Genomic DNA, 19,268 nt, shown 5'->3' on the forward strand with positions numbered 1-19,268 from the left:
TTGCGGGATCGCCGGGAAGCAAATACGTTATATTATAACAATTGCCAACTGTGACCCGCCCATGACCGCCCTGCTCCCCGATATCGCCTGCCAATCGACCCGCCTGCCCATCCCGCTCGACTGGGTCGGCATGCAAGGCATCGCCGTGCCGCTGCGTATCGCTGGCGAGCGCGTTGCCGCCTATGCCGACGCCGGCGTCAGCCTCGACGAAGCCGACGCGCGCGGCATCCACATGTCGCGGCTGTACCTGGCGCTGGAGGCGCTGGCGGATGCGGAGCTTTCACCCGCGCTGCTGCATGCCCTGCTCAGGCAGTTCCTCAGGAGCCACGCGCAGCTTTCCCGGCGCGCCAGCCTGACGCTGCGTTTCGAACTGCTGCTGCGGCGCCCGGCGCTGGTCAGCCCGCTGAGTGGCTGGAAGCGTTACCCCTGCGAGATCCACGCGCAGTTGGAGGGCGATGCGCTGCAACTGGAGTTGTGCCTGAGCCTGCCCTACTCCTCGACCTGCCCGTGCTCGGCGGCAGTGGCGCGCCAGCTGATCCAGGAACGCTTCGACGCCGACTTCACCGGCCGCCCGCTGAAGGCCAGCGAGGTTCGCGCCTGGCTCGGCAGCCCGCAAGGCATAGTCGCCACGCCGCACAGCCAGCGCAGCGAGGCACAGCTGAACCTGCGGCTCGACCCGGCCGCACAGACATTCGCTTTCAGCGCGCTGATCGACCACACCGAAGCCGCCCTCGGCACCGCCGTTCAGACGGCAGTGAAACGCGCCGATGAACAGGCCTTCGCCTTGGCCAATGGGCAGAACCTGATGTTCTGCGAGGACGCCGCTCGCCGACTGCACCAGGCGCTGTTGCAGCGCGAAGAGGTGTCGGGCTTCGAGGTACGCGTAGTGCATGCGGAAAGCCTGCACGCCCACGATGCAGTGGCGGTGAGTCGCTGGGGGCGCGACTAAGCGTTCAGGTCGAGCGCCAGACGAATCTGGTCGCGGCACTGGATGCCGTTCTCGTAGATCGGCTCGGGATAATGCCGTACGAAGTGATCCGCCTCGATACCAACGATGCGGAAGCCCAGGCGCTGATACAGGCCGAGCTGCGCCAAGCTGGAGTTGCCGGTGGCGATGGTCAGGCGCTGCAGGCCGGCCTCGCGGGCCTGCTCGATGGCCGCCAGCAGCAGGCGTCGGCCCAGGCCGCGCTCCTGCCATTCGTCCTCGACCGCCAGGCTGGTGATCTCGGCGACGCCGGGCTCGCGGGGAGTCAGCGTTAGTACGCCGCGTACGGAGTCCGCCTCGTTCAGCGCCAGCAGTCGGGAGTCGGGCAGGTAGCTCTCGATCTGCTCGCGACTGGGATCGGCCTTGAGCAGCAGCGACCAGGGCGCCTGCGTGGGCGAGAGTTCGACGAGAGTCAGGTCCGGAAAGAAATTCACCATGATTCATCTACCAAAGAGTCAGTGGGGACAGGGGGTTTATCTTCCCTCGCCCCTGGATGCAAGACTTTTGCTCCGCACCGGAAAGGCATCGGGCGCGGCAAGCCGGCCCGATAGCAATCCCCGAACAGGCTCAGGCGTAGATGTCGCGGCGACTCCAGGGCACTTCGTGGCCGCCATCAGTGTGCGGCTTGCTGGCGAGAATCTGGTGCAGGTTGATCCAGCCCTTCTTGAAACCATAGGCGCAGCCGGCGAGGTACAGGCGCCAGATGCGCAGGGCCTGGTCGGGTACCAGTTTTGCCGCCTCGTCCAGCCTCGCTTCGAGGTTGGCGCTCCAGAAGTCCAGGGTGCGCGCGTAGTGCAGGCGCAGCCCTTCGACGTCGACCACCTCCAGTCCCGCCTCGCTCATACGCGCAATGGCCAGGGACAGGTGCGGCAGCTCGCCGTGAGGGAATACGTAGCGGTCGATGAAGTCACCCGCGCCGCGCCCGACCGGACGGCCGTCGGTATTACTGGAAGTGATGCCGTGGTTCATCACCAGCCCGCCCGGCCGCACCGCGTCGTACAGGTGCTGGAAATAGAGGCCCAGGTTCGCGTGGCCGACGTGTTCGAACATGCCGACGCTGACCACCTTGTCGTAGCGGCCGTCGCGCGGCAGGTCGCGGTAATCGCGTAGTTCCAGGTTCACCTTGCCTTCCAGCCCGTCCGCCTTGACCCGCTCGCGGCCGAGCTTGAGCTGCTCCTCACTCAGGGTTATGCCGTGCACCTCGACGCCGAACTCCCGCGCCGCCAGGCGCGCCAGCCCGCCCCAGCCGCAGCCGACGTCGAGCAGCTTCTCGCCAGGCTTGAGTCGCAGCTTGCGGCACAGGTGGCGCAGCTTGGCCAACTGGGCGGCGGCCAGGTTTTCGTTGCCGGTTTCGTAGTAGGCGCAGGAGTACACCATCTCCGGATCGAGCCAGAGTTGGTAGAACGCGTTGGACAAGTCGTAGTGGTAATGGATGGCTTCGGCGTCGGTGGCCTTGTCGTGGCTTTCGCGCACGTATTCGGCATCGTCGTCTTCATCGCCCAGCGCAGCGCTCAGGGCGTCGGCAGTGGCGATCACTTCCTGCATCGGCCCCTCGATGTCCATGCGGTTCTCGACATAGGCACGACCGAGGATATCGAGGCTGGGGTGGGTGATCTCGGTCAGCAGCGTGGGATCGCGGACAACCAGAGTTACCTGCGGGTCGGGGCCGAGGTCGAAGGCCTGAGCTTCGCCGATGCGGATACGCAGCGGCAACTGCAGGGACAGCAACTCAGAGGGCAGATTGGCTTTCATGCAAACCTCCTGGTCACGGGGCTGAAAAACTATAGACCAGCTACTCCATAGTCTTCCCCTATGGTCCGGTCCGCAAAAAACTATCGGGCTCCACCCCGCCAGCACCCTTGCAGTGGAGTCCGGCGATTGGCGGGACGTTCCAAAAAGAATGCGTCGAACGATAGTTCGCTACGCAAGCGTAGCAGCCGAAATGCCGCGCATCGTTGCCAGCCCCGAGATAGAGCCTTTACTAACCGGCAACGATGACACCGGCGTGACAGATCGTCAGCCGATTGCACTACACTGACGCCCCCTCCGCGTGCATTCCGGGCGGAGGACCTCTGCCGTCCAAGGGGGCTGTCTTGACTACCTTCTCCGCGCCTCGCCCGGCGGTCCGCACCGTACTGGTGGGGCTGATGCTGGCGATCTTCCTCGGTGCGCTCGACCAGACCATCGTCGCCGTATCTCTGCCGGCGATCTCATCAGGCTTCGGCGATTTCGACCTGCTGGCCTGGGTCATCTCCGGCTACATGGTGGCGATGACCATCTCCATGCCGATCTACGGCAAGCTCGGCGACCTCTACGGCCGCCGCGTGCTGATGCTCTTCGCCATCGGCCTGTTCACCGTCGCCTCATTGCTCTGCGGCGCCGCACAGAGCATGGAGCAGCTGGTGCTCGCCCGCGTCCTGCAGGGTATCGGCGCCGGCGGGATGATGTCGGTGAGCCAGGCGATCATCGGCGACATCGTCCCGCCGCGCGAACGTGGCCGCTACCAGGGTTACTTCAGCAGCATGTACGCGGTGGCGAGCATCGCCGGCCCGGTGCTGGGCGGATTGCTCACCGAGTACCTGTCGTGGCGTTGGGTGTTCCTGATCAACCTGCCGGTGGGCCTGGTCGCCCTCGCGGTGTCGCGCCAGACCCTGCGCGGCCTGCCGGTGCCGGGGCGCAAGCCGGTGATCGACTACCTCGGCACGACGCTGATGATCGCAGGTCTGGGCAGCCTGCTGCTGGCAATCACCGAGGTCGGCCAGGGCGCGCGCTGGAACGACCCGCAGATGCTTGCGCTGTTCGTCGCCGCGCTGGTGCTGATCACCCTGTTTGTGCTGCAGGAACGCCGCGCGCCGGAACCGCTGGTGCCGATGCACCTGTTCGGTATTCGAGCGGCCACCCTGAGCTGGCTGATCAGCTTCTTCGCCAGTTTCCAGGTCATCTCGCTGTCGGTGCTGGTGCCGCTGCGCTTCCAGTCGGTGACTGGCGCCGGCGCAGACAGCGCCGCACTGCACCTGCTGCCGCTGGCCATGGGCGTGCCGATCGGCGCGTACTGCTGCGGCCGTCTCACCGCGATCATCGGCCGCTACAAGCCGCAGATCGTCGGTGGCGCGCTGCTGATGCCGCTGGCGATTGCCGGTCTCGCGCTGACGCCGCCCAACTCGTACCTCCTCTCGGGCGTGTGCATGCTGCTCACCGGCATTGCCGCCGGGACGCAGTTCCCCACCAGCCTGGTGGCGGCTCAGAGCGCGGTGGAGACGAAACACCTCGGAGTGGCGACCAGCAATATCACGCTGTTCCGCTCACTGGGCGGGGCGGTAGGGATTGCGCTGATGTCCGCGCTGCTGCTGGCGATGTTGCAGCCGCTGGCAGGCGAAGCGGGTCACGGGCTGTCGGCCAGCGCGCTGCTGGCCAGCCTCAGTGGGGCCGGCCACCAGGCGCAGCGGCTCACGCTGGATGGAGTTTTCGGGCACCTGTTCCTGATCAACGCAGGCTTCGGCGCCCTGGCCCTGCTGATCGCCCTGTCGCTGCCCGACCACGCCCTGCGCGGCCGGGGCAACGACTAGCGCTGCCGGCGCAGGTCAGTCCTCGTCGTTGAGATAGCTGACCTTGCGCAGGTCAGGCAGCAGCAGGCAGACCAGCAGCGCCACGCCGCACATGACCGAAACGTAGATGTAGAACACCTCTTCCATGCCCATGGTCTTCAGGCCCAGCGCGGCGTATTCGGCGGAGCCGCCGAAGATCGCGTTGCCCACCGCGTAGGACAGGCCCACGCCCAGGGCGCGAATCTGCGGCGGGAACATCTCCGCCTTGATCAGGCCGCTGATCGAGGTGTACAGGCTGACGATGGCCATGGCCGCGATGATCAGCACGAAGGCCAGGTACGGGCTGCTCACCGCCTTCAGCGCGGAGAGGATCGGCCAGGTGAAGATCATCCCCAGGGCGCCGAACCAGAGCATCGAGGTCTTGCGGCCGATGCGGTCGGACAGCGCGCCGAACAGCGGCTGCATGCACATGTAGCAGAACAGCGCGAAGGTCATCACGCCGCTGGCCACCTTCGGGTCCATGCCGGCGGTGTTCACCAGGTATTTCTGCATGTAGGTGGTGAAGGTGTAGAAGATCAGCGAGCCACCGGCGGTGAAGCCGAGGACGGTGAAGAAGGCGCGCTTGTGGTGGGTGAACAGCTCGGCGAGCGTGCCAGACTCCTTGCGCTTGAGGTTGGCTTCCTTGGCCGTCTCGTGTAGCGAACGGCGCAGGTAGAAGGCGATCACCGCGGTGATGGCGCCGACCACGAAGGGTATCCGCCAGCCCCACTCCTTCAGCTCGTCGGTGGTCAGCAGTTGCTGCAGGACCACCACCACCAGCACGGCGAGCAGCTGGCCGCCGATCAGGGTCACGTACTGGAAGGAAGCGAAGAAGCCGCGCTGGCCCTTGAGCGCCACTTCGCTCATGTAGGTCGCACTGGTGCCGTACTCGCCGCCCACGGAAAGCCCCTGGAACAGCCGCGCCAGCAGCAATAGCGCCGGCGCCGCGACGCCGATGGTGGCGTAGGTCGGCATCACCGCGATTGCCAGCGAGCCGCCGCACATCATCAGCACCGAGATCATCATCGCGGTCTTGCGGCCCTTCTTGTCGGCGATGCGGCCGAACAGCCAGCCGCCGATCGGGCGCATCAGGAAGCCCGCGGCGAATACCCCAGCGGTGTTGAGCAGCTGGACCGTCGGATCGTCCGAGGGGAAGAAGGCATGGGCGAAATACAGCGCGGTGAAGGCGTAGACGTAGAAGTCGAACCACTCCACCAGGTTGCCCGACGAGGCGCCGACGATGGCGAGGATGCGCGAGCGGCGCTCGTGGGCGGAATATTGCGGTGCGGCAGGTGTGTTCATGGGGATTCTCTTGTCAGTTGGAACAGCGTCCCGTCTTGATGGACGGAAATCCTTCTGCCGTCCGTGCCCGCACCTCGCTCCAGATGCGAAGTTTCCCGGACACAATCAGAAACAGTATAGACACCTCCGATAGCCAGCTAACGAAATCCGCGGGTCGACCAGCCCTTTTAGTTCGAATATCGGACACTGGCGAACGCGCGTTTGTCGTTTCCGATTGACCGGCCACTAGCCAGCTTCTATCGTTGGCCCCGCTCCCGGCCCTGCGGGAGACTTGTCAGGTACCCCTCGCAGGGCCGGAGTCCGACCTTGTCCACAAGACAAGGTCGATTTCCATTCCCCTCGTGTAGCGGCTCAAGCCGCCTGGCCTCGGTGCCCCGTCCATACCCCCGGACGTGCAGGCACCGGGGGAATGTTGATCCGCCCCCTCGCCTTTTCCCCTGAATTCCCACGCCCTGAAACGAAAAAAGGCCCCCGAAGGGACCTTTCTCCTGACGCCTGCGTGCTTATTCCACGGTTACAGACTTGGCCAGGTTACGCGGCTGGTCCACGTCGGTGCCCTTGAGCACGGCGACGTAGTAGGACAGCAGCTGCAGCGGCACGGTGTAGAGGATCGGCGCCAGGCAGTCGTGGATTGCCGGCATGCCCACCACATGGGTGCCTTCGCCATCGCTGATGCCGCTGCCGCCTTCGGCGAAGACCACCAGCTCGCCGCCACGGGCGCGGACTTCCTGCAGGTTGGACTTGAGCTTCTCCAGCAGCTCGTTGTTCGGTGCCACGGTAACCACCGGCATATCGGCATCGACCAGCGCCAGCGGGCCGTGCTTGAGCTCGCCGGCCGGGTAGGCCTCGGCGTGGATATAGGAGATTTCCTTGAGCTTCAGCGCGCCTTCCATCGCCACCGGGTACTGGGCGCCACGGCCGAGGAAGAGGGTGTGGTGCTTCTCGGCGAACAGTTCGCTGATCTTCTCCACCACTTTGTCCATGGACAGGGCTTCTTCCAGGTGGGTCGGCAGGCGGCGCAGCTCGTTCACCAGCTCGGCCTCGACGCCGTCGCCCAGGCGCTTCTGCACCTGGCCGATGCCCAGGGTCAGCAGCAGCAGGGCGACCAGCTGAGTGGTGAAGGCCTTGGTGGAGGCCACGCCGATTTCCGGGCCGGCGTTGGTCAGCAGGGTCATGTCCGACTCGCGCACCAGCGAACTGGTGGCGACGTTGCAGATCGCCAGGCTGGACAGGAAACCCAGTTCCTTGGCGTAGCGCAGTGCGGCCAGGGTGTCGGCGGTCTCGCCGGACTGTGAAATCGTGACGAACAGGGAGTCCGGGTGTACCGCCACCTTGCGGTAGCGGAACTCGCTGGCAACTTCGACCTGGCAGGGAATGCCGGTCAGGCTCTCCAGCCAGTAACGGGCGACCATGCCGGCGTGGTAGCTGGTGCCGCAGGCGACGATCTGCACGGTGCGCACCTTGGCCAACAGCTCGCGGGCCTGCGGGCCAAAGTTGTCCACCAGTACCTGCTGAGCACCCAGGCGACCTTCCAGGGTGCGCTGCACCACGGCCGGCTGCTCGTGGATCTCCTTGAGCATGAAGTGGCGGTAACCGCCCTTGTCGGCCGCCTCGGCGCCCTCGTGGTAGCGCACTTCCTCACGCTGCACCGGGTTGCCTTTCACGTCCCACAATTGCAGTCCGTCGCGGCGGATTTCGGCGATGTCACCTTCTTCCAGGTAGATGAAGCGGTCGGTGACCTGGCGCAGCGCCAGCTGGTCGGAAGCGAGGAAGTTCTCGCCATGCCCCAGGCCCACCACCAGCGGGCTGCCGCTGCGGGCGGCGAGGATGCGGTCGGGCTGCTTGCTGCTGATCACCGCCAGGCCATAGGCACCGTGCAGTTCCTTGACCACGGCCTTGAGCGCGACGGTCAGGTCGCCCAGCTCACCCAGGCGCAGGTGTAGCAGGTGGGCGATGACCTCGGTGTCGGTCTGTGAGGTGAACTCGTAGCCGCGCGCCTTGAGCATTTCACGCAGGGGTTCGAAGTTCTCGATGATGCCGTTGTGCACCACTGCCACTTCGCCATGGGAGAAGTGCGGGTGGGCGTTGGCCTCGGTGGGCGCGCCGTGGGTGGCCCAGCGAACGTGGGCGATCCCCAGGCGACCGAGCAGCGGCTGCTCCTCGAGGGCCTGCTCCAGGCTGGAAACCTTGCCGGCGCGGCGGCGGCGGTCCAGCGCACCGTCAGCCTGGATCACCGCCACACCGGCGCTGTCGTAGCCACGGTATTCCAGGCGCTTGAGGCCTTCGACGAGGATCGGGGTGATATTGCGCTCGGCGATGGCGCCTACGATTCCACACATGGCTTGGCTCTCCTGTCAGTCTTCGCAGCGCGCGCGGATCACTTTCACGCCGCGCGCCTGGATCAGTTCGAACGCTTCATCGCTCAGGCGTTCGTCGGTAATCAGGGTCTGGACACTGCTCCAGGGCAGCTCCAGGTTGGGAATGCGCCGGCCCAGCTTGTCGGACTCGGCCATGACGATCACCTCACGGGCGACCTCGGCCATGACCCGGCTCAGGCCCAGCAGTTCGTTGAAGGTCGTCGTGCCACGCTCAAGGTCCAGCCCGGTGGCGCCAATGAACAGCTGATCAAAATCGTAGGAGCGCAGCACCTGTTCGGCCACCTGGCCCTGGAACGACTCCGAGTGCGGGTCCCAGGTACCCCCGGTCATCAGCAGCACCGGTTCGCGCTCCAGCTCACGCAGGGCATTGGCCACACTCAGGGAGTTGGTCATCACCACCAGGCCGGGCTTGCGGCCAAGCTCCGGGATCAGCGCGGCGGTGGTGCTGCCGCTGTCGATGATGATCCGCGCGTGCTCACGGATGCAGGCCGCCGCGGCGCGACCAATGGCCTGCTTGTAGCGCGACAGCGGCTGGCTCGGCTCGGCGATCAGCTCGTGGGGCATCGGCACGGCGCCACCGTACCGGCGCAGCAGCAGGCCGTTGCCTTCCAGGGCGGCCAAGTCCTTGCGGATGGTCACCTCGGAGGTGGCGAAGCGACGCGCGAGATCGTCCACGCTGACTTCGCCCTGTTCGGCGAGTAGCGCCAGAATGTCGTGGCGGCGTTGGGGAGTGTTGCGTTTCGACATGAACGATTAAGTTTCGATTCGAAAGATAATGGTGCAAATCAAAACCTAGAAGCTTTCATTCGTCAAGAATTTTCAGCCGAAATGAAATGCTTCCCCGCAGGAACGGGCCGTGCCCGCGATTCGCGCGCCCAGCGCGCTCCCACAGGCAGGGCCGCTCGTCAGTCGACTTCGAGGCGATTGCGCCCGCCGCGTTTGGCGCGGTACAGCGCCTGGTCGGCGCGTTCGAACACGGCCTCGGCGCGCTCGCCGTCGCGGAACGCCGTCAGCCCCGCCGAGCAGGTGATGCTCAGGCGTTCGCCCTTGAAGTGGAACGGGCAGGCTTCGATGGCGCCGCGCAGCACGTCGAGCAGTTGTTGTCCGCCGTCCAGCGGCGTGGCGGGCAGCAGCACGACGAACTCCTCGCCGCCGTATCGTGCGATGAAGTCGGTCTTGCGCACGCGCTTGGCCAGTTCGTTGGCGATGATCTTCAGCACCTTGTCACCCGCGAGGTGGCCGAAGTCGTCGTTGATGCGCTTGAAGTGGTCGACGTCGAGCACCGCCAGCAGCAGGTCACCGCCGTAGCGCTCCCAGCGCGAGACCTCCAGCTCCAGCCGCTCGCTCAATGCGGCACGGTTAGGCAGGCCGGTCAGGGCATCGGTCATGGCCTTCTGGCGCTGGTCCTCGATGTTCGCCTGGAAGTTGCGGGCCTCCTCTTCCATGCTGGTGACGCGGGTCACCAGCGACTGGATGCGCTCGCCCACTTCGCGCTCACGGACTTCGCGCTCCTCGCGGAAGCGGTCCATGGTGCCGACCAAGCCCTGCAGGCGCGACTCGACATTGCGCTTGAGGCCTTCCAGGTCGGTTGCCTCCAGCACGCTTTCCTTCAGGCCGCTGACCTGTTCACGCAGGGTATCGTCCAGTTCGCGGGCGCTGGAGCTGGAGCCACTGTGGTTCTCCTGGACCACCTGCAGGCCGTCGAGGAAGGTGCCCAGGCGTTCATTGAGCTGGTGCAGATAGCCTTCGAACTCGCGCTGGCCGCTGTCATTGAGCGACAGCACCAGGACGCCCAGGTCATCCAGCACCGGCACCAGTTCGTACCAGTTGAGGCTGCCATGGATGCGCGAGCGCAGCTCCTCGGCCTGGATCTGCTGGGCGGCCGGCAGGTGCATCTCGTCCAGCAGGCGCAGCAGGCTCGCCTCGATGTGCGGCGCTACGGCGCTGTAACCGGGCTCCGGGCGTGGCGGCAGAGCGTAGGGATCGTTGGCCTGGCGCGCGTCTTCCGGCGTGCCGAACAGGCCGGGCGGCACCGGCAGGCTGTCGAGCAAGTTGGAATCGTCGTGGGCGGCAGACTTCGCTGCGGGCGCCGGAACCATTGCCTCTGCCATGGCAACAGGTTCGGGCAGCGAGGTCGCAGATGGTGCGGCGACGGATTCTGGCGCGGGAGTCGAAGCCACGGCGTCGCCCCGTTCCAAGACGGGCTCGGCAACCGCTTCAGCGCCCACCTGCTCGGCGCGTGCAGGTGCAGGTGCAGGTGCAGGTGCAGCAGGTTGGGCGACAGCGGGCAACGGCTCAACCATCGCTGCTTCGTCGATGGGCGTGGCTTCTAGCGTTGCTGCGGGCGCAGTGGCCACCGATTCCGGTAAGTCTGCGTCGTCGTTGTCCCGGCTGCCGAACAGCCGTTGGAGGAAGCCGGGGCGTTGCTCGCCGCCGCCATTGCCAAAATGGTCCAGCACCTGCCGCTGCAGGCGGCTGAGTTCGGCCAGAAGCGCAGGAAGTTCGCGGGAGGAACTGCCGCGGCTGGGAATGTCCTTGGACAGGCGCTTGAGTGGCTTGCGTACGTCGCCCGGCATGTCCAGTGACAACAGTTGTTGCGACAGCTGGCTGAGCGCGGCGATGTTCTGCTCGACGCGCTGCTGGCGGCGCTGCTCGGAGTCGAGCACGGCCTTTTCCAACTGCGGGATCAGGCGCGACAGGCCGGCGTCCATGTCGTCGCGGCGCAACACTTCGCGCAGCTCCTTCATGCAGGCGTCCACTGCCTTGTCGCTGCCCTCGGCCGCCAGGCTGCTGCGCACCAGGCCGCGGCGCAGCAGGTCGAGACGGGCATCCCAGCGGCGCTCGAGCTTTTCCTGCTGCTCGAGGTTGTCCAGGTATTTCTGTTTCCAGCGTTGGTCGTCGTCGCGACTCATTCAGGGGCCTCGCCGCGCAAGGCGAGCGACGAGGACGAACGCAGGGCATCCGGCAGGCGGATTTCCACGGCCACGGGCAGGTGGTCGGAAATCGGGTGCGGGAGGACACTGACGCGTTCCAGCGCCAGCTCGGAACTGAGCAGGATGTGGTCCAGGCAGCGCTGCGGGCGCCAACTGGGGAATGTAGCCTCGACCTGCGGGGCGATGAGCTGGAGGTCGCGCAATGGCGAGCTTTCCAGCAGGTCGGTGGCATGGGTGTTCATGTCGCCCATCAGCACGTGGTGGCGGTAGTCCTGCAGCAGCTCGCGAATGTAGGCGAGCTGGCGGGTGCGGGTCCGCGCGCCGAGGGCCAGGTGCATCATCACCACGGCCAGCGCGTCCTTGCCTTCGCCGAAGCGCATGAGGATCGCACCGCGTCCGGGCGGGCCGGGCAGCGGGTGGTCCTCCAGCGCGGTGGGCTGCAGGCGGCTGAGCAGGCCGTTGCTGTGCTGGGCGATGCGCCCGAGATTGCGGTTGAGCTGCTGGTACCAGTAGGGGAAGGCACCGAGCTGAGCCAGGTGTTCGACCTGGTTGATGTTGCCGGAGCGGATGCTGCCGCCATCAGCTTCCTGCAGCGCGACCACATCGTAGTCAAGCAGCAGATCGCCGATGCGCTGGAGATTGCTGGCGCGCCCGGCGGTCGGCAGCAGGTGCTGCCAGCCGCGGGTCAGGTAGTGGCGGTACCTTTCGGTACTGATGCCCACCTGGATGTTGAAGCTGAGCAGGCGGAGCCGGCCGTCGTCGGGCAGACCGGCGGATGTCCCATGGGCGGCATTCACCCGCGGGGCGCAGGCCCCCGCGACACGATCACGAGTCCGCCGGCGCAGCATCGTCTTCGGCCCTTACTGAGCGGCCTTGGCGTCGGCGCGTTCCTTGGCGATCAGCTGGTCAGCCAGCTGCAGCGCCTCGTCCGGGCCACCGGCCGAGCCGATGTCGAAGCGGTACTTGCCATTGACAACCAGGGTCGGCACGCCGCTGATCTGGTAGGCCATCGCCAGTTTCTTGGCCTTTTCGATCTGGCCCTTGATGGCGAAGGAGTTGTAGGTGCTCAGGAACTTGTCCTTGTCCACACCCTGTTCGGCGACGAAGTCAGCCATTTCTTCCGGGGTGGTCAGGGCTTTGGGGTTGTTGTGCAGCTTCTCGAAGATCGAGTGGTGCACCTTCTTCTCCACGCCCATGGATTCCAGGGTCAGGAACAGCTGGCCGTGGATGTTCCACAGGCCGCCGAACATGGCCGGAATACGCACGAAGTGAACGTCGGCCGGCAGCTTCTCGACCCACGGGTTGATGGTCGGCTCGAACGCGTAGCAGTGCGGGCAGCCGTACCAGAACAGCTCCACCACCTCGATCTTGCCGGGCTGGGAGACCGGAACGGCCTGGTTCAGCTCGGTGTAGTTCTTGCCAGCTTCGAAGTCGGCGGCGTTCGCGTTGACGGCGAACAGGCCGGCGAAGGCAAGAGCGGCGGTGAAAATCAGGTTACGCATGGTTCACTCCTTGGCTGAGCGGAACCGCCACGCTGCACGCGGCGGGATGAAGCGGTTTGACCGGAGGGGCCAGACACGGTTCCAGCATTGTAGTGGGGGCGGATGCAAAAAAGGGCGGCCTGAGCCACCCTTTTTTTCGAAGCAGATTTTCGATCTGGCGTTTCCGCCACGAGGGCTGCTTAGTGCAGGCCTTCGATGTAGCTGGAGATCGCGGCGATGTCCTTGTTGGACAGCTTGGCGGCGATGCTGCGCATGATCATGGCGTCGCCGTCGTTGGTGCGCTCGCCTTCGCGGAAGGCAGTCAGCTGCTTGGCGGTGTAAGCCGCATGCTGGCCACCCAGGTGCGGGAAGCCGGCTTCGGCGTTGCCCTGACCAGCCGGGTTGTGGCAACCGGTGCAGGCCGGCATGCCTTCGGCGAGCTTGCCGCCACGGAACAGGGCTTCACCCTGGGCGACCAGCTTGGGATCGGCGGCGCCGACGCTGCCGTTCTGGCTGGAGAAGTAGGCGGCGATATCTGCCAGGTCCTCATCGCTGAGGTTGGTCAGCAGGCCGGTCATTTCCAGCACGGTACGCTTGCCGTCCTTGATGTCGTGCATCTGCTTGAGCAGGTAACGCTCACCCTGCCCGGCCAGTTTCGGGAAGTTGGGCGCCATGCTGTTGCCATCGGCGCCGTGGCAGGCACCACAAACAGCAGCTTTCGCCTGACCGGCCTTGGCATCGCCAGCGGCGTTCGCCACACCGACAAGACCCAGGGTCAACAGCAGACTCACGATCAATTTGTTCATCAGCTAATCCAATAACGGCTAAGGGTGAAAGAGTAAGGCCTGGGAGTTACTTCGACATCCACTGGATAATTGTCTGGTAATCCTCGGCGCTGCAGTCGGTGCACAGGCCGCGAGGCGGCATCGCGTTGAAACCGTTGGTCACATGTTGCACCAGCGTGTCCATGCCCTTGTCCAGGCGTGGCTTCCAAGCGGCGGCGTCGCCCTTTTTCGGCGCCATTGGCAACTGACCATTGTGGCAGGCGCCACAGGCTCTGTTGAAAACGGCTTCCGGATCCTGGGCCGCCAGGGCGCTGGATGCCAGCGCGGCAACGATGGCTGCGAACAGCAGTTTCTTCATGATTATCCTCATCGCAGGGAACATCCGCGTTCTTGATTGCGCGGACTCCAACGTTCCCGTGTGGCTCGACCCTGGGGGATAAAGCGCACACAAAATCCGCGGCATTATATACTTCAGATGCCCAAACGGAAACGAAACCGCCCCCCGCGACACCGCGTCGCACCCGCCGCGAAGTTACCCATGTCCTCGAATAACGCTACGAAAAACCCGATTCTCGGCCTCTGCCAACAGGCCACTTTCCTCATTTCCGCCGCCAAGGTGAACCAGTGCCCGGAAGACTCCGGCCTGGAAGTCGCCTTCGCCGGCCGCTCCAACGCGGGCAAGTCCAGCGCGCTGAACGCGCTGACCCACGCGAACCTGGCGCGAACCTCCAAGACCCCCGGCCGCACCCAGTTGCTGAACTTCTTCCGCCTGGATGACGAACGCCGCCTGGTCGACCTGCCCGGCTACGGCTACGCCAAGGTGCCGATCCCGCTGAAGCTGCACTGGCAGCAGCACCTGGAAGCTTATCTCTCCAGCCGCAATGCGCTAGCCGGCGTGGTGCTGATGATGGATATCCGCCACCCGCTGACCGACTTCGACCGCCTGATGCTCGACTGGGCGCAGGCCAGCCAGCTGCCGATCCACGTGCTGCTGACCAAGGCCGACAAGCTGGCCTACGGCGCGGCGAAGAACGCGCTGCTCAAGACCCGCAAGGAAATCCTCGATGGCTGGGGCGATGTCGCCACCCTGCAGCTGTTCTCGGCGCCCAAGCGCCAGGGCGTGGAAGAGGCGCAGCTGGTCCTGGCCGGCTGGCTGGGGCTGCTGGATGAGGAAGAAGAGGAGGCCGGCGAGGAGGCCTGAGGCCGAATCGCAGGCAAAAAAAACCCCGAGCTTCGTATGGGGAGGGGGAAGTTCGGGGTTTAAGTCCGGACCGCTAGGGCGGGGTCCAGTAATCTGCCAACACTAAACACTGCAAAGGAGCATCGAAGGGCTTCACCAGCCATTCACGAGTTCTGACTCGGCTCTTCGCGGGAAAGTTCAGCGGGTCACAAAAGATTTTTTCGGGCCGGCCCCCAAGGGCCTGAACAATCGCTCCAGAAGGCCCGGCTGACGGGCCTTGTGACCGTTCGTCCAGTCGTCAGTGCGCCTCGTCCCAGTTCACCCCGACACCGGCTTCGACGACCAGCGGTACGTCCAGTTCCGCCGCGCCACTCATCAGCGGCCGAATGCCATCACGGACCTGATCCACCAGGTCCTCGCGCACTTCCAGGACCAGTTCGTCGTGTACCTGGAGGATGACGCGGGCATCGATGGCGCTTTCCTGCAGCCAGTTATCCACAGCCACCATCGCGCGCTTCATGATGTCCGCGGCCGTGCCCTGCATGGGCGCGTTGATCGCTGTGCGCTCGGCGGCCTTGCGCATGGCGCCGTTCTTCGAGGCGATTTCCGGCAGGTACAGGCGACGGCCAAAGAGGGTTTCGACGAAGCCCTGCTCGGCGGCCTGGGCGCGGGTGCGCTCCATATAGGCCAGCACGCCCGGGTAGCGGGCAAAATAGCGGTCGATGTAGGCCTGGGCCTCCTTGCGCTCGACGCCGATCTGCTTGGCCAGGCCGAAGGCGCTCATGCCGTAGATCAGACCGAAGTTGATCGCCTTGGCGCTGCGGCGCTGATCGCCGGTCACCTCATCCAGCGGCACGCCGAAGACTTCGGCGGCGGTGGCACGGTGCACGTCGCGGTCGTGGCGGAAGGCGTCCAGCAGGCCTTCGTCCTTGGCCAGGTGGGCCATGATGCGCAGTTCGATCTGCGAGTAGTCCGCCGCCAGCAGCTTGTAGCCCTTGGGCGCAACGAAGGCCTGGCGGATGCGCCGGCCTTCGGCGGTGCGGATCGGGATGTTCTGCAGGTTCGGGTCGCTGGAGGACAGTCGACCGGTCGCCGCCACAGCCTGGTGGTAGCTGGTGTGGATGCGCCCGGTGCGCGGGTTGATCTGCTCCGGCAGCTTGTCGGTGTAGGTGCTCTTGAGCTTGCTCAGCGAGCGGTACTGCATGATCACCTTGGGCAGCTCGTAATCCTGCTCGGCCAGCTCGGCGAGGACGGCCTCGGCGGTGGACGGCTGGCCGGTGGCGGTCTTGGACAGCACCGGCAGGCCGAGCTTTTCATAAAGGATGGCGCCCAGCTGCTTGGGCGAGCCGAGGTTGAACTCCTCGCCCGCCAGCTCGAAGGCCTGGCGCTGCAGCTCAACCATCTTCTCGCCCAGTTCGACGCTCTGCTTGCCCAGCAGATTGGCATCGACCAGCGCGCCGTTGCGCTCGATGCGCGCCAGCACCGGTACCAGTGGCATCTCGATTTCGGTGAGGACTTTCGCCAGCGACGGGATAGCCTCCAGCTTCTGCCACAGGGTCTGGTGCAGGCGCAGGGTCACATCGGCGTCTTCGGCGGCGTAGGGGCCGGCCTGTTCCAGGGCGATCTGGTCGAAGGTCAGTTGCTTGGCACCCTTGCCGGCGATGTCCTCGAAGCGGATGGTGCTGTGGCCCAGGTACTTGAGCGCCAGGCTGTCCATGTCGTGGCGGGTCGCGGTGGAGTCCAGCACGTAGGATTCGAGCATGGTGTCGAAGGCGACGCCCTGCACGGCGATGGGCGTCGAGGCGTTGGCCAGGACGTTCATGTCGTACTTGGCGTGCTGGCCGACCTTGCGCTTCTTCGGATCCTCCAGCAGCGGCTTGAGAGCCTGGAGTACCGCGTCGCGGTCCAGCTGCGCCGGCACGCCCATGTAACTGTGGGCCAGCGGCACGTAGGCGGCTTCGCCCTCCTTGACCGCGAAGGACACGCCCACCACCTGAGCCTGCTGCGGGTCGAGGCTGGTGGTCTCGGTGTCGAAGGCGATCAGTTCGGCGGCTTCCAGCTTCTTCATCCAGGCGTCGAACTGCGCTTGCTCCAGGACGATCTCGTAGTTCTTCTGCGCTGCCGCCGCCGGAGCCTCCTCCAGCGCCAGCTGCGGGCTGCCGGCCTTGGCTGCCTCGCGCTGCAGTTCATCCAGCCCGGTCTTGAACTCCAGGGTGCGATACAGCTCGGCCAGGGCCTCGCGGTCCGGCTCGCCGGGGTGCAAGGCATCGATCTCGATGTTCAGTTCGACATCGCACTTGATCGTGGCGAGCTGGTAGGACAGGTAGGCCATGTCTTTGTGCTCTTCGAGCTTGGCCGGCAGGCCCTTGGCGCCGCGAATCGGCAGTTCGGGCACCTTGTTCAGGCTGGCGTAGAGCACATCCAGGCCGCCACCGACGCCGGTGAGCAGACCAAGGGCGGTCTTTTCGCCGACTCCGGGCACGCCGGGGATGTTGTCGACCTTGTCGCCCATCAGCGCCAGGTAATCGATGATCAGCTCAGGACCGACACCGAATTTCTCCTTTACGCCATCCACATCGAGCACGCTACCGGTCATCGTGTTGACCAGCGTAATGTGCCCGTCAACCAGCTGCGCCATGTCCTTGTCGCCGGTGGAGATCACTACCGCCCGGCCTCCGGCCGCGCTCTGGCGGGCCAGGGTGCCGATCACGTCGTCCGCTTCCACACCTTCCACGCACAGCAGCGGCAGGCCGAGGGCACGCACGGTGGCGTGCAGCGGCTCCACCTGCACGCGCAGGTCGTCCGGCATCGAGGGGCGATTGGCCTTGTACTCGGCGAACATCGCGTCGCGGAAGGTCCCACCCTTGGCATCGAACACCACCGCGAAGGGGCTGTCCGGGTATTGCTTGCGCAAGCTCTTGAGCATGTTCAGCACGCCCTTCACCGCTCCCGTGGGCATGCCGGTGGAGGTCATCAGCGGCGGCAGGGCATGGAAAGCGCGATACAGGTAGGACGAGCCGTCCACGAGGACGAGGGGTGCTTGGCTCATGAGGGGAATCAACCTTTTCAGAAGGGCTCGGGCTAAAATGTCCGTAGCCAATTCGACAAAGGGACAAGGTTATCATGCGTACGTTGAACCGCCTGTTGCTCGCCGCTCTGCTGGGTCTTGGCGCGACCACCGTATTGGCGGCGGACGAAGCCCCGACGCCGGAACCGGATGTGACCATCCGCCAGGAGGGCGACAAGACCATCCAGGAATACCGCGTGAACGGATTCCTCTACGCCATCAAGGTCGTGCCCAAGCATGGCAAGCCGTACTTCCTCGTGCGCCAGGACGGCAGCGACGGCAACTTCATCCGCTCGGACCAGCCCGACAAGCTGATTCCGCAGTGGCAGATCTTCAGCTGGTAAACCCTCCCCTCCACGACGCTCCAGAGGATTGAGCATGTCGGTATTCACACCTCTGGAACGTCCGGCCCTGGAAGACTTCCTCGCCCCCTACGGCCTCGGCCGCCTGCGGGACTTCCGCGGCATTGCGGAAGGCTCTGAGAACAGCAACTTCTTCGTCAGCCTGGAGCAGGGCGAATTCGTCCTGACCCTGGTGGAGCGCGGCCCGGTGCAGGAGATGCCGTTCTTCATCGAACTGCTCGACGTACTCCACGAAGCTGATCTGCCGGTGCCCTACGCGCTGCGCACGAAGAGCGGCGAAGCGCTGCGCCAGCTCGAAGGCAAGCCGGCGCTGCTGCAACCGCGCCTGGCCGGCCGTCACGAACGCTCGCCGAACAACCATCACTGCCAGGAGGTCGGCGACCTGCTGGCACGCCTGCACCAGGCGACCCGCGAGCGCATCATCGAGCGCCCCAGCGACCGTGGCTTGAGCTGGATGCTGCATGAAGGCGAGGCGATGCAGTCGCACCTGTCCGGCAACGCCGCGAGCTTGCTGGGCGATGCGCTGGAAGAAATCGCCCGCCTGCTCGCCGAGCAACCGGCGCTGCCGCGCGCCAACCTGCACGCCGACCTGTTCCGCGACAACGTGCTGTTCGACGGCCCGCACCTGGCCGGGGTGATCGACTTCTACAACGCCAGCTCCGGCTGGATGCTCTACGATCTGGCAATCACCGTGAACGACTGGTGCTCGACAGACGACGGCGCCCTCGACGGCCCGCGTGCCCGCGCCCTGCTGGCGGCCTATGCGGCCAAGCGGCCGTTCACCGCGCTGGAAGCTGAGCTTTGGCCGGAGATGCTGCGGGTGGCTTGCGTGCGCTTCTGGCTGTCGCGACTGATCGCCGCCGAGGCATTCGCCGGGCAGGACGTGCTGATCCACGACCCGAGCGAGTTCGAGCGCCGCCTGGCGCAGCGGCAGAAGGTGGGGATTCATTTGCCGTTTGCGTTGTGATTGGCGCAACGCAAATGCTGAACCTGTAGGAGCGAGGGGGACGCCATCGTTATTGCTCGCGAACAGCCCCGCTGCGGAGTTTGTTCGCGAGCATGCTCGCTCCTACAGAAAGGCAGGCCGGTGTGAGGCGGGTAGGGTGAAGATCGAACGGGAAGCCGGCATCCCTGCCGCGGCTCCTCTGCCCAGGGTCAGCCCCGGCCCGGCCATCCATGGCCAGTCGTTCGCCCTTCAAAACGCATGCGTT

At 65.4% G+C, this 19,268-nt stretch carries 16 protein-coding genes; 5 read left to right on the forward strand and 11 right to left on the reverse strand.

All coding sequences use genetic code 11. From position 1 onward, the window contains the following. Window positions 1-61 precede the first annotated feature (61 nt). Window positions 62-949: a GTP cyclohydrolase FolE2 gene (gene folE2, locus ACIPK7_RS10025; protein WP_401087481.1), complete on the forward strand. Its 888-nt coding sequence runs from the start codon at window positions 62-64 to the stop codon at window positions 947-949. Here folE2 and ACIPK7_RS10030 read toward each other — a convergent pair. Then, window positions 946-1,422 (reverse strand): GNAT family N-acetyltransferase, encoded by a 477-nt coding sequence (locus tag ACIPK7_RS10030; RefSeq protein ID WP_192432395.1) that lies wholly within the window; start codon window positions 1,420-1,422, stop codon window positions 946-948. The genes folE2 and ACIPK7_RS10030 overlap by 4 nt on opposite strands. Window positions 1,423-1,552: 130 nt before the next feature. Then, window positions 1,553-2,737: a C17 cyclopropane fatty acid synthase CfaB gene (cfaB, locus tag ACIPK7_RS10035; protein WP_192432396.1), complete on the reverse strand. Its 1,185-nt coding sequence runs from the start codon at window positions 2,735-2,737 to the stop codon at window positions 1,553-1,555. A gap of 341 nt (window positions 2,738-3,078) precedes the next feature. Here cfaB and ACIPK7_RS10040 point away from each other — a divergent pair, with 341 nt between their 5' ends. After that, window positions 3,079-4,551: an MDR family MFS transporter gene (locus ACIPK7_RS10040; RefSeq protein WP_401087484.1), complete on the forward strand. Its 1,473-nt coding sequence runs from the start codon at window positions 3,079-3,081 to the stop codon at window positions 4,549-4,551. Window positions 4,552-4,566: 15 nt separating this feature from the next. Here the strand turns inward: ACIPK7_RS10040 and ACIPK7_RS10045 are convergent, their stop codons facing one another. The 8 genes from ACIPK7_RS10045 to ACIPK7_RS10080 all read right to left on the reverse strand — a co-directional run bounded on the left by ACIPK7_RS10045 (window position 4,567) and on the right by ACIPK7_RS10080 (window position 13,806). After that, complete coding sequence (locus ACIPK7_RS10045; RefSeq protein ID WP_401087486.1) at window positions 4,567-5,871, reverse strand: MFS family transporter; 1,305 nt, start codon at window positions 5,869-5,871, stop codon at window positions 4,567-4,569. 503 nt (window positions 5,872-6,374) lie between these two features. Further along, window positions 6,375-8,210: a glutamine--fructose-6-phosphate transaminase (isomerizing) gene (gene glmS / locus ACIPK7_RS10050; protein WP_192432398.1), complete on the reverse strand. Its 1,836-nt coding sequence runs from the start codon at window positions 8,208-8,210 to the stop codon at window positions 6,375-6,377. A gap of 15 nt (window positions 8,211-8,225) precedes the next feature. Beyond that, window positions 8,226-8,996 (reverse strand): DeoR/GlpR family DNA-binding transcription regulator, encoded by a 771-nt coding sequence (locus ACIPK7_RS10055; RefSeq protein WP_192432399.1) that lies wholly within the window; start codon window positions 8,994-8,996, stop codon window positions 8,226-8,228. A 158-nt stretch (window positions 8,997-9,154) separates the two neighbouring features. Next, window positions 9,155-11,161 (reverse strand): diguanylate cyclase, encoded by a 2,007-nt coding sequence (locus ACIPK7_RS10060; protein ID WP_401087488.1) that lies wholly within the window; start codon window positions 11,159-11,161, stop codon window positions 9,155-9,157. Beyond that, the gene (locus tag ACIPK7_RS10065; RefSeq protein ID WP_192432401.1) at window positions 11,158-12,030 is read right to left on the reverse strand and encodes an endonuclease/exonuclease/phosphatase family protein; all 873 of its coding nucleotides are present in this window, start codon (window positions 12,028-12,030) and stop codon (window positions 11,158-11,160) included. Before ACIPK7_RS10065 ends, ACIPK7_RS10060 begins: the two co-directional genes overlap by 4 nt. 12 nt (window positions 12,031-12,042) lie before the next feature. After that, window positions 12,043-12,684, reverse strand: coding sequence for a thiol:disulfide interchange protein DsbA/DsbL (locus ACIPK7_RS10070; protein WP_081518825.1), 642 nt, complete (start codon window positions 12,682-12,684; stop codon window positions 12,043-12,045). 179 nt (window positions 12,685-12,863) lie between these two features. Next, window positions 12,864-13,469 (reverse strand): cytochrome c, encoded by a 606-nt coding sequence (locus ACIPK7_RS10075; protein WP_151188949.1) that lies wholly within the window; start codon window positions 13,467-13,469, stop codon window positions 12,864-12,866. Window positions 13,470-13,515: 46 nt separating this feature from the next. Beyond that, window positions 13,516-13,806, reverse strand: coding sequence for a cytochrome c5 family protein (locus ACIPK7_RS10080; RefSeq protein ID WP_017521244.1), 291 nt, complete (start codon window positions 13,804-13,806; stop codon window positions 13,516-13,518). A 180-nt stretch (window positions 13,807-13,986) separates the two neighbouring features. On the opposite strand from ACIPK7_RS10080, the gene yihA reads away from it, so the two are divergent. After that, window positions 13,987-14,649, forward strand: a complete 663-nt coding sequence (gene yihA / locus ACIPK7_RS10085; RefSeq protein WP_045213409.1) for a ribosome biogenesis GTP-binding protein YihA/YsxC — start codon at window positions 13,987-13,989, stop codon at window positions 14,647-14,649. Window positions 14,650-14,926: 277 nt separating this feature from the next. On the opposite strand, the gene polA is transcribed toward yihA, so the two are convergent. Next, window positions 14,927-17,677, reverse strand: a complete 2,751-nt coding sequence (gene polA / locus ACIPK7_RS10090) for a DNA polymerase I (RefSeq protein WP_401087491.1) — start codon at window positions 17,675-17,677, stop codon at window positions 14,927-14,929. A gap of 74 nt (window positions 17,678-17,751) precedes the next feature. Here polA and ACIPK7_RS10095 point away from each other — a divergent pair, with 74 nt between their 5' ends. Then, window positions 17,752-18,039 carry a DUF2782 domain-containing protein gene (locus tag ACIPK7_RS10095; protein WP_401087493.1) on the forward strand — a complete coding sequence of 96 codons (288 nt, stop codon included), beginning with the start codon at window positions 17,752-17,754 and terminating at the stop codon, window positions 18,037-18,039. 34 nt (window positions 18,040-18,073) lie between these two features. Continuing rightward, window positions 18,074-19,024 (forward strand): homoserine kinase, encoded by a 951-nt coding sequence (locus ACIPK7_RS10100; protein WP_401087495.1) that lies wholly within the window; start codon window positions 18,074-18,076, stop codon window positions 19,022-19,024. Window positions 19,025-19,268: the final 244 nt, after the last annotated feature.

Origin of the sequence: Pseudomonas sp. NPDC086581, assembly GCF_044746165.1 — a bacterium.
In the GTDB taxonomy this organism is placed as follows: domain Bacteria; phylum Pseudomonadota; class Gammaproteobacteria; order Pseudomonadales; family Pseudomonadaceae; genus Pseudomonas.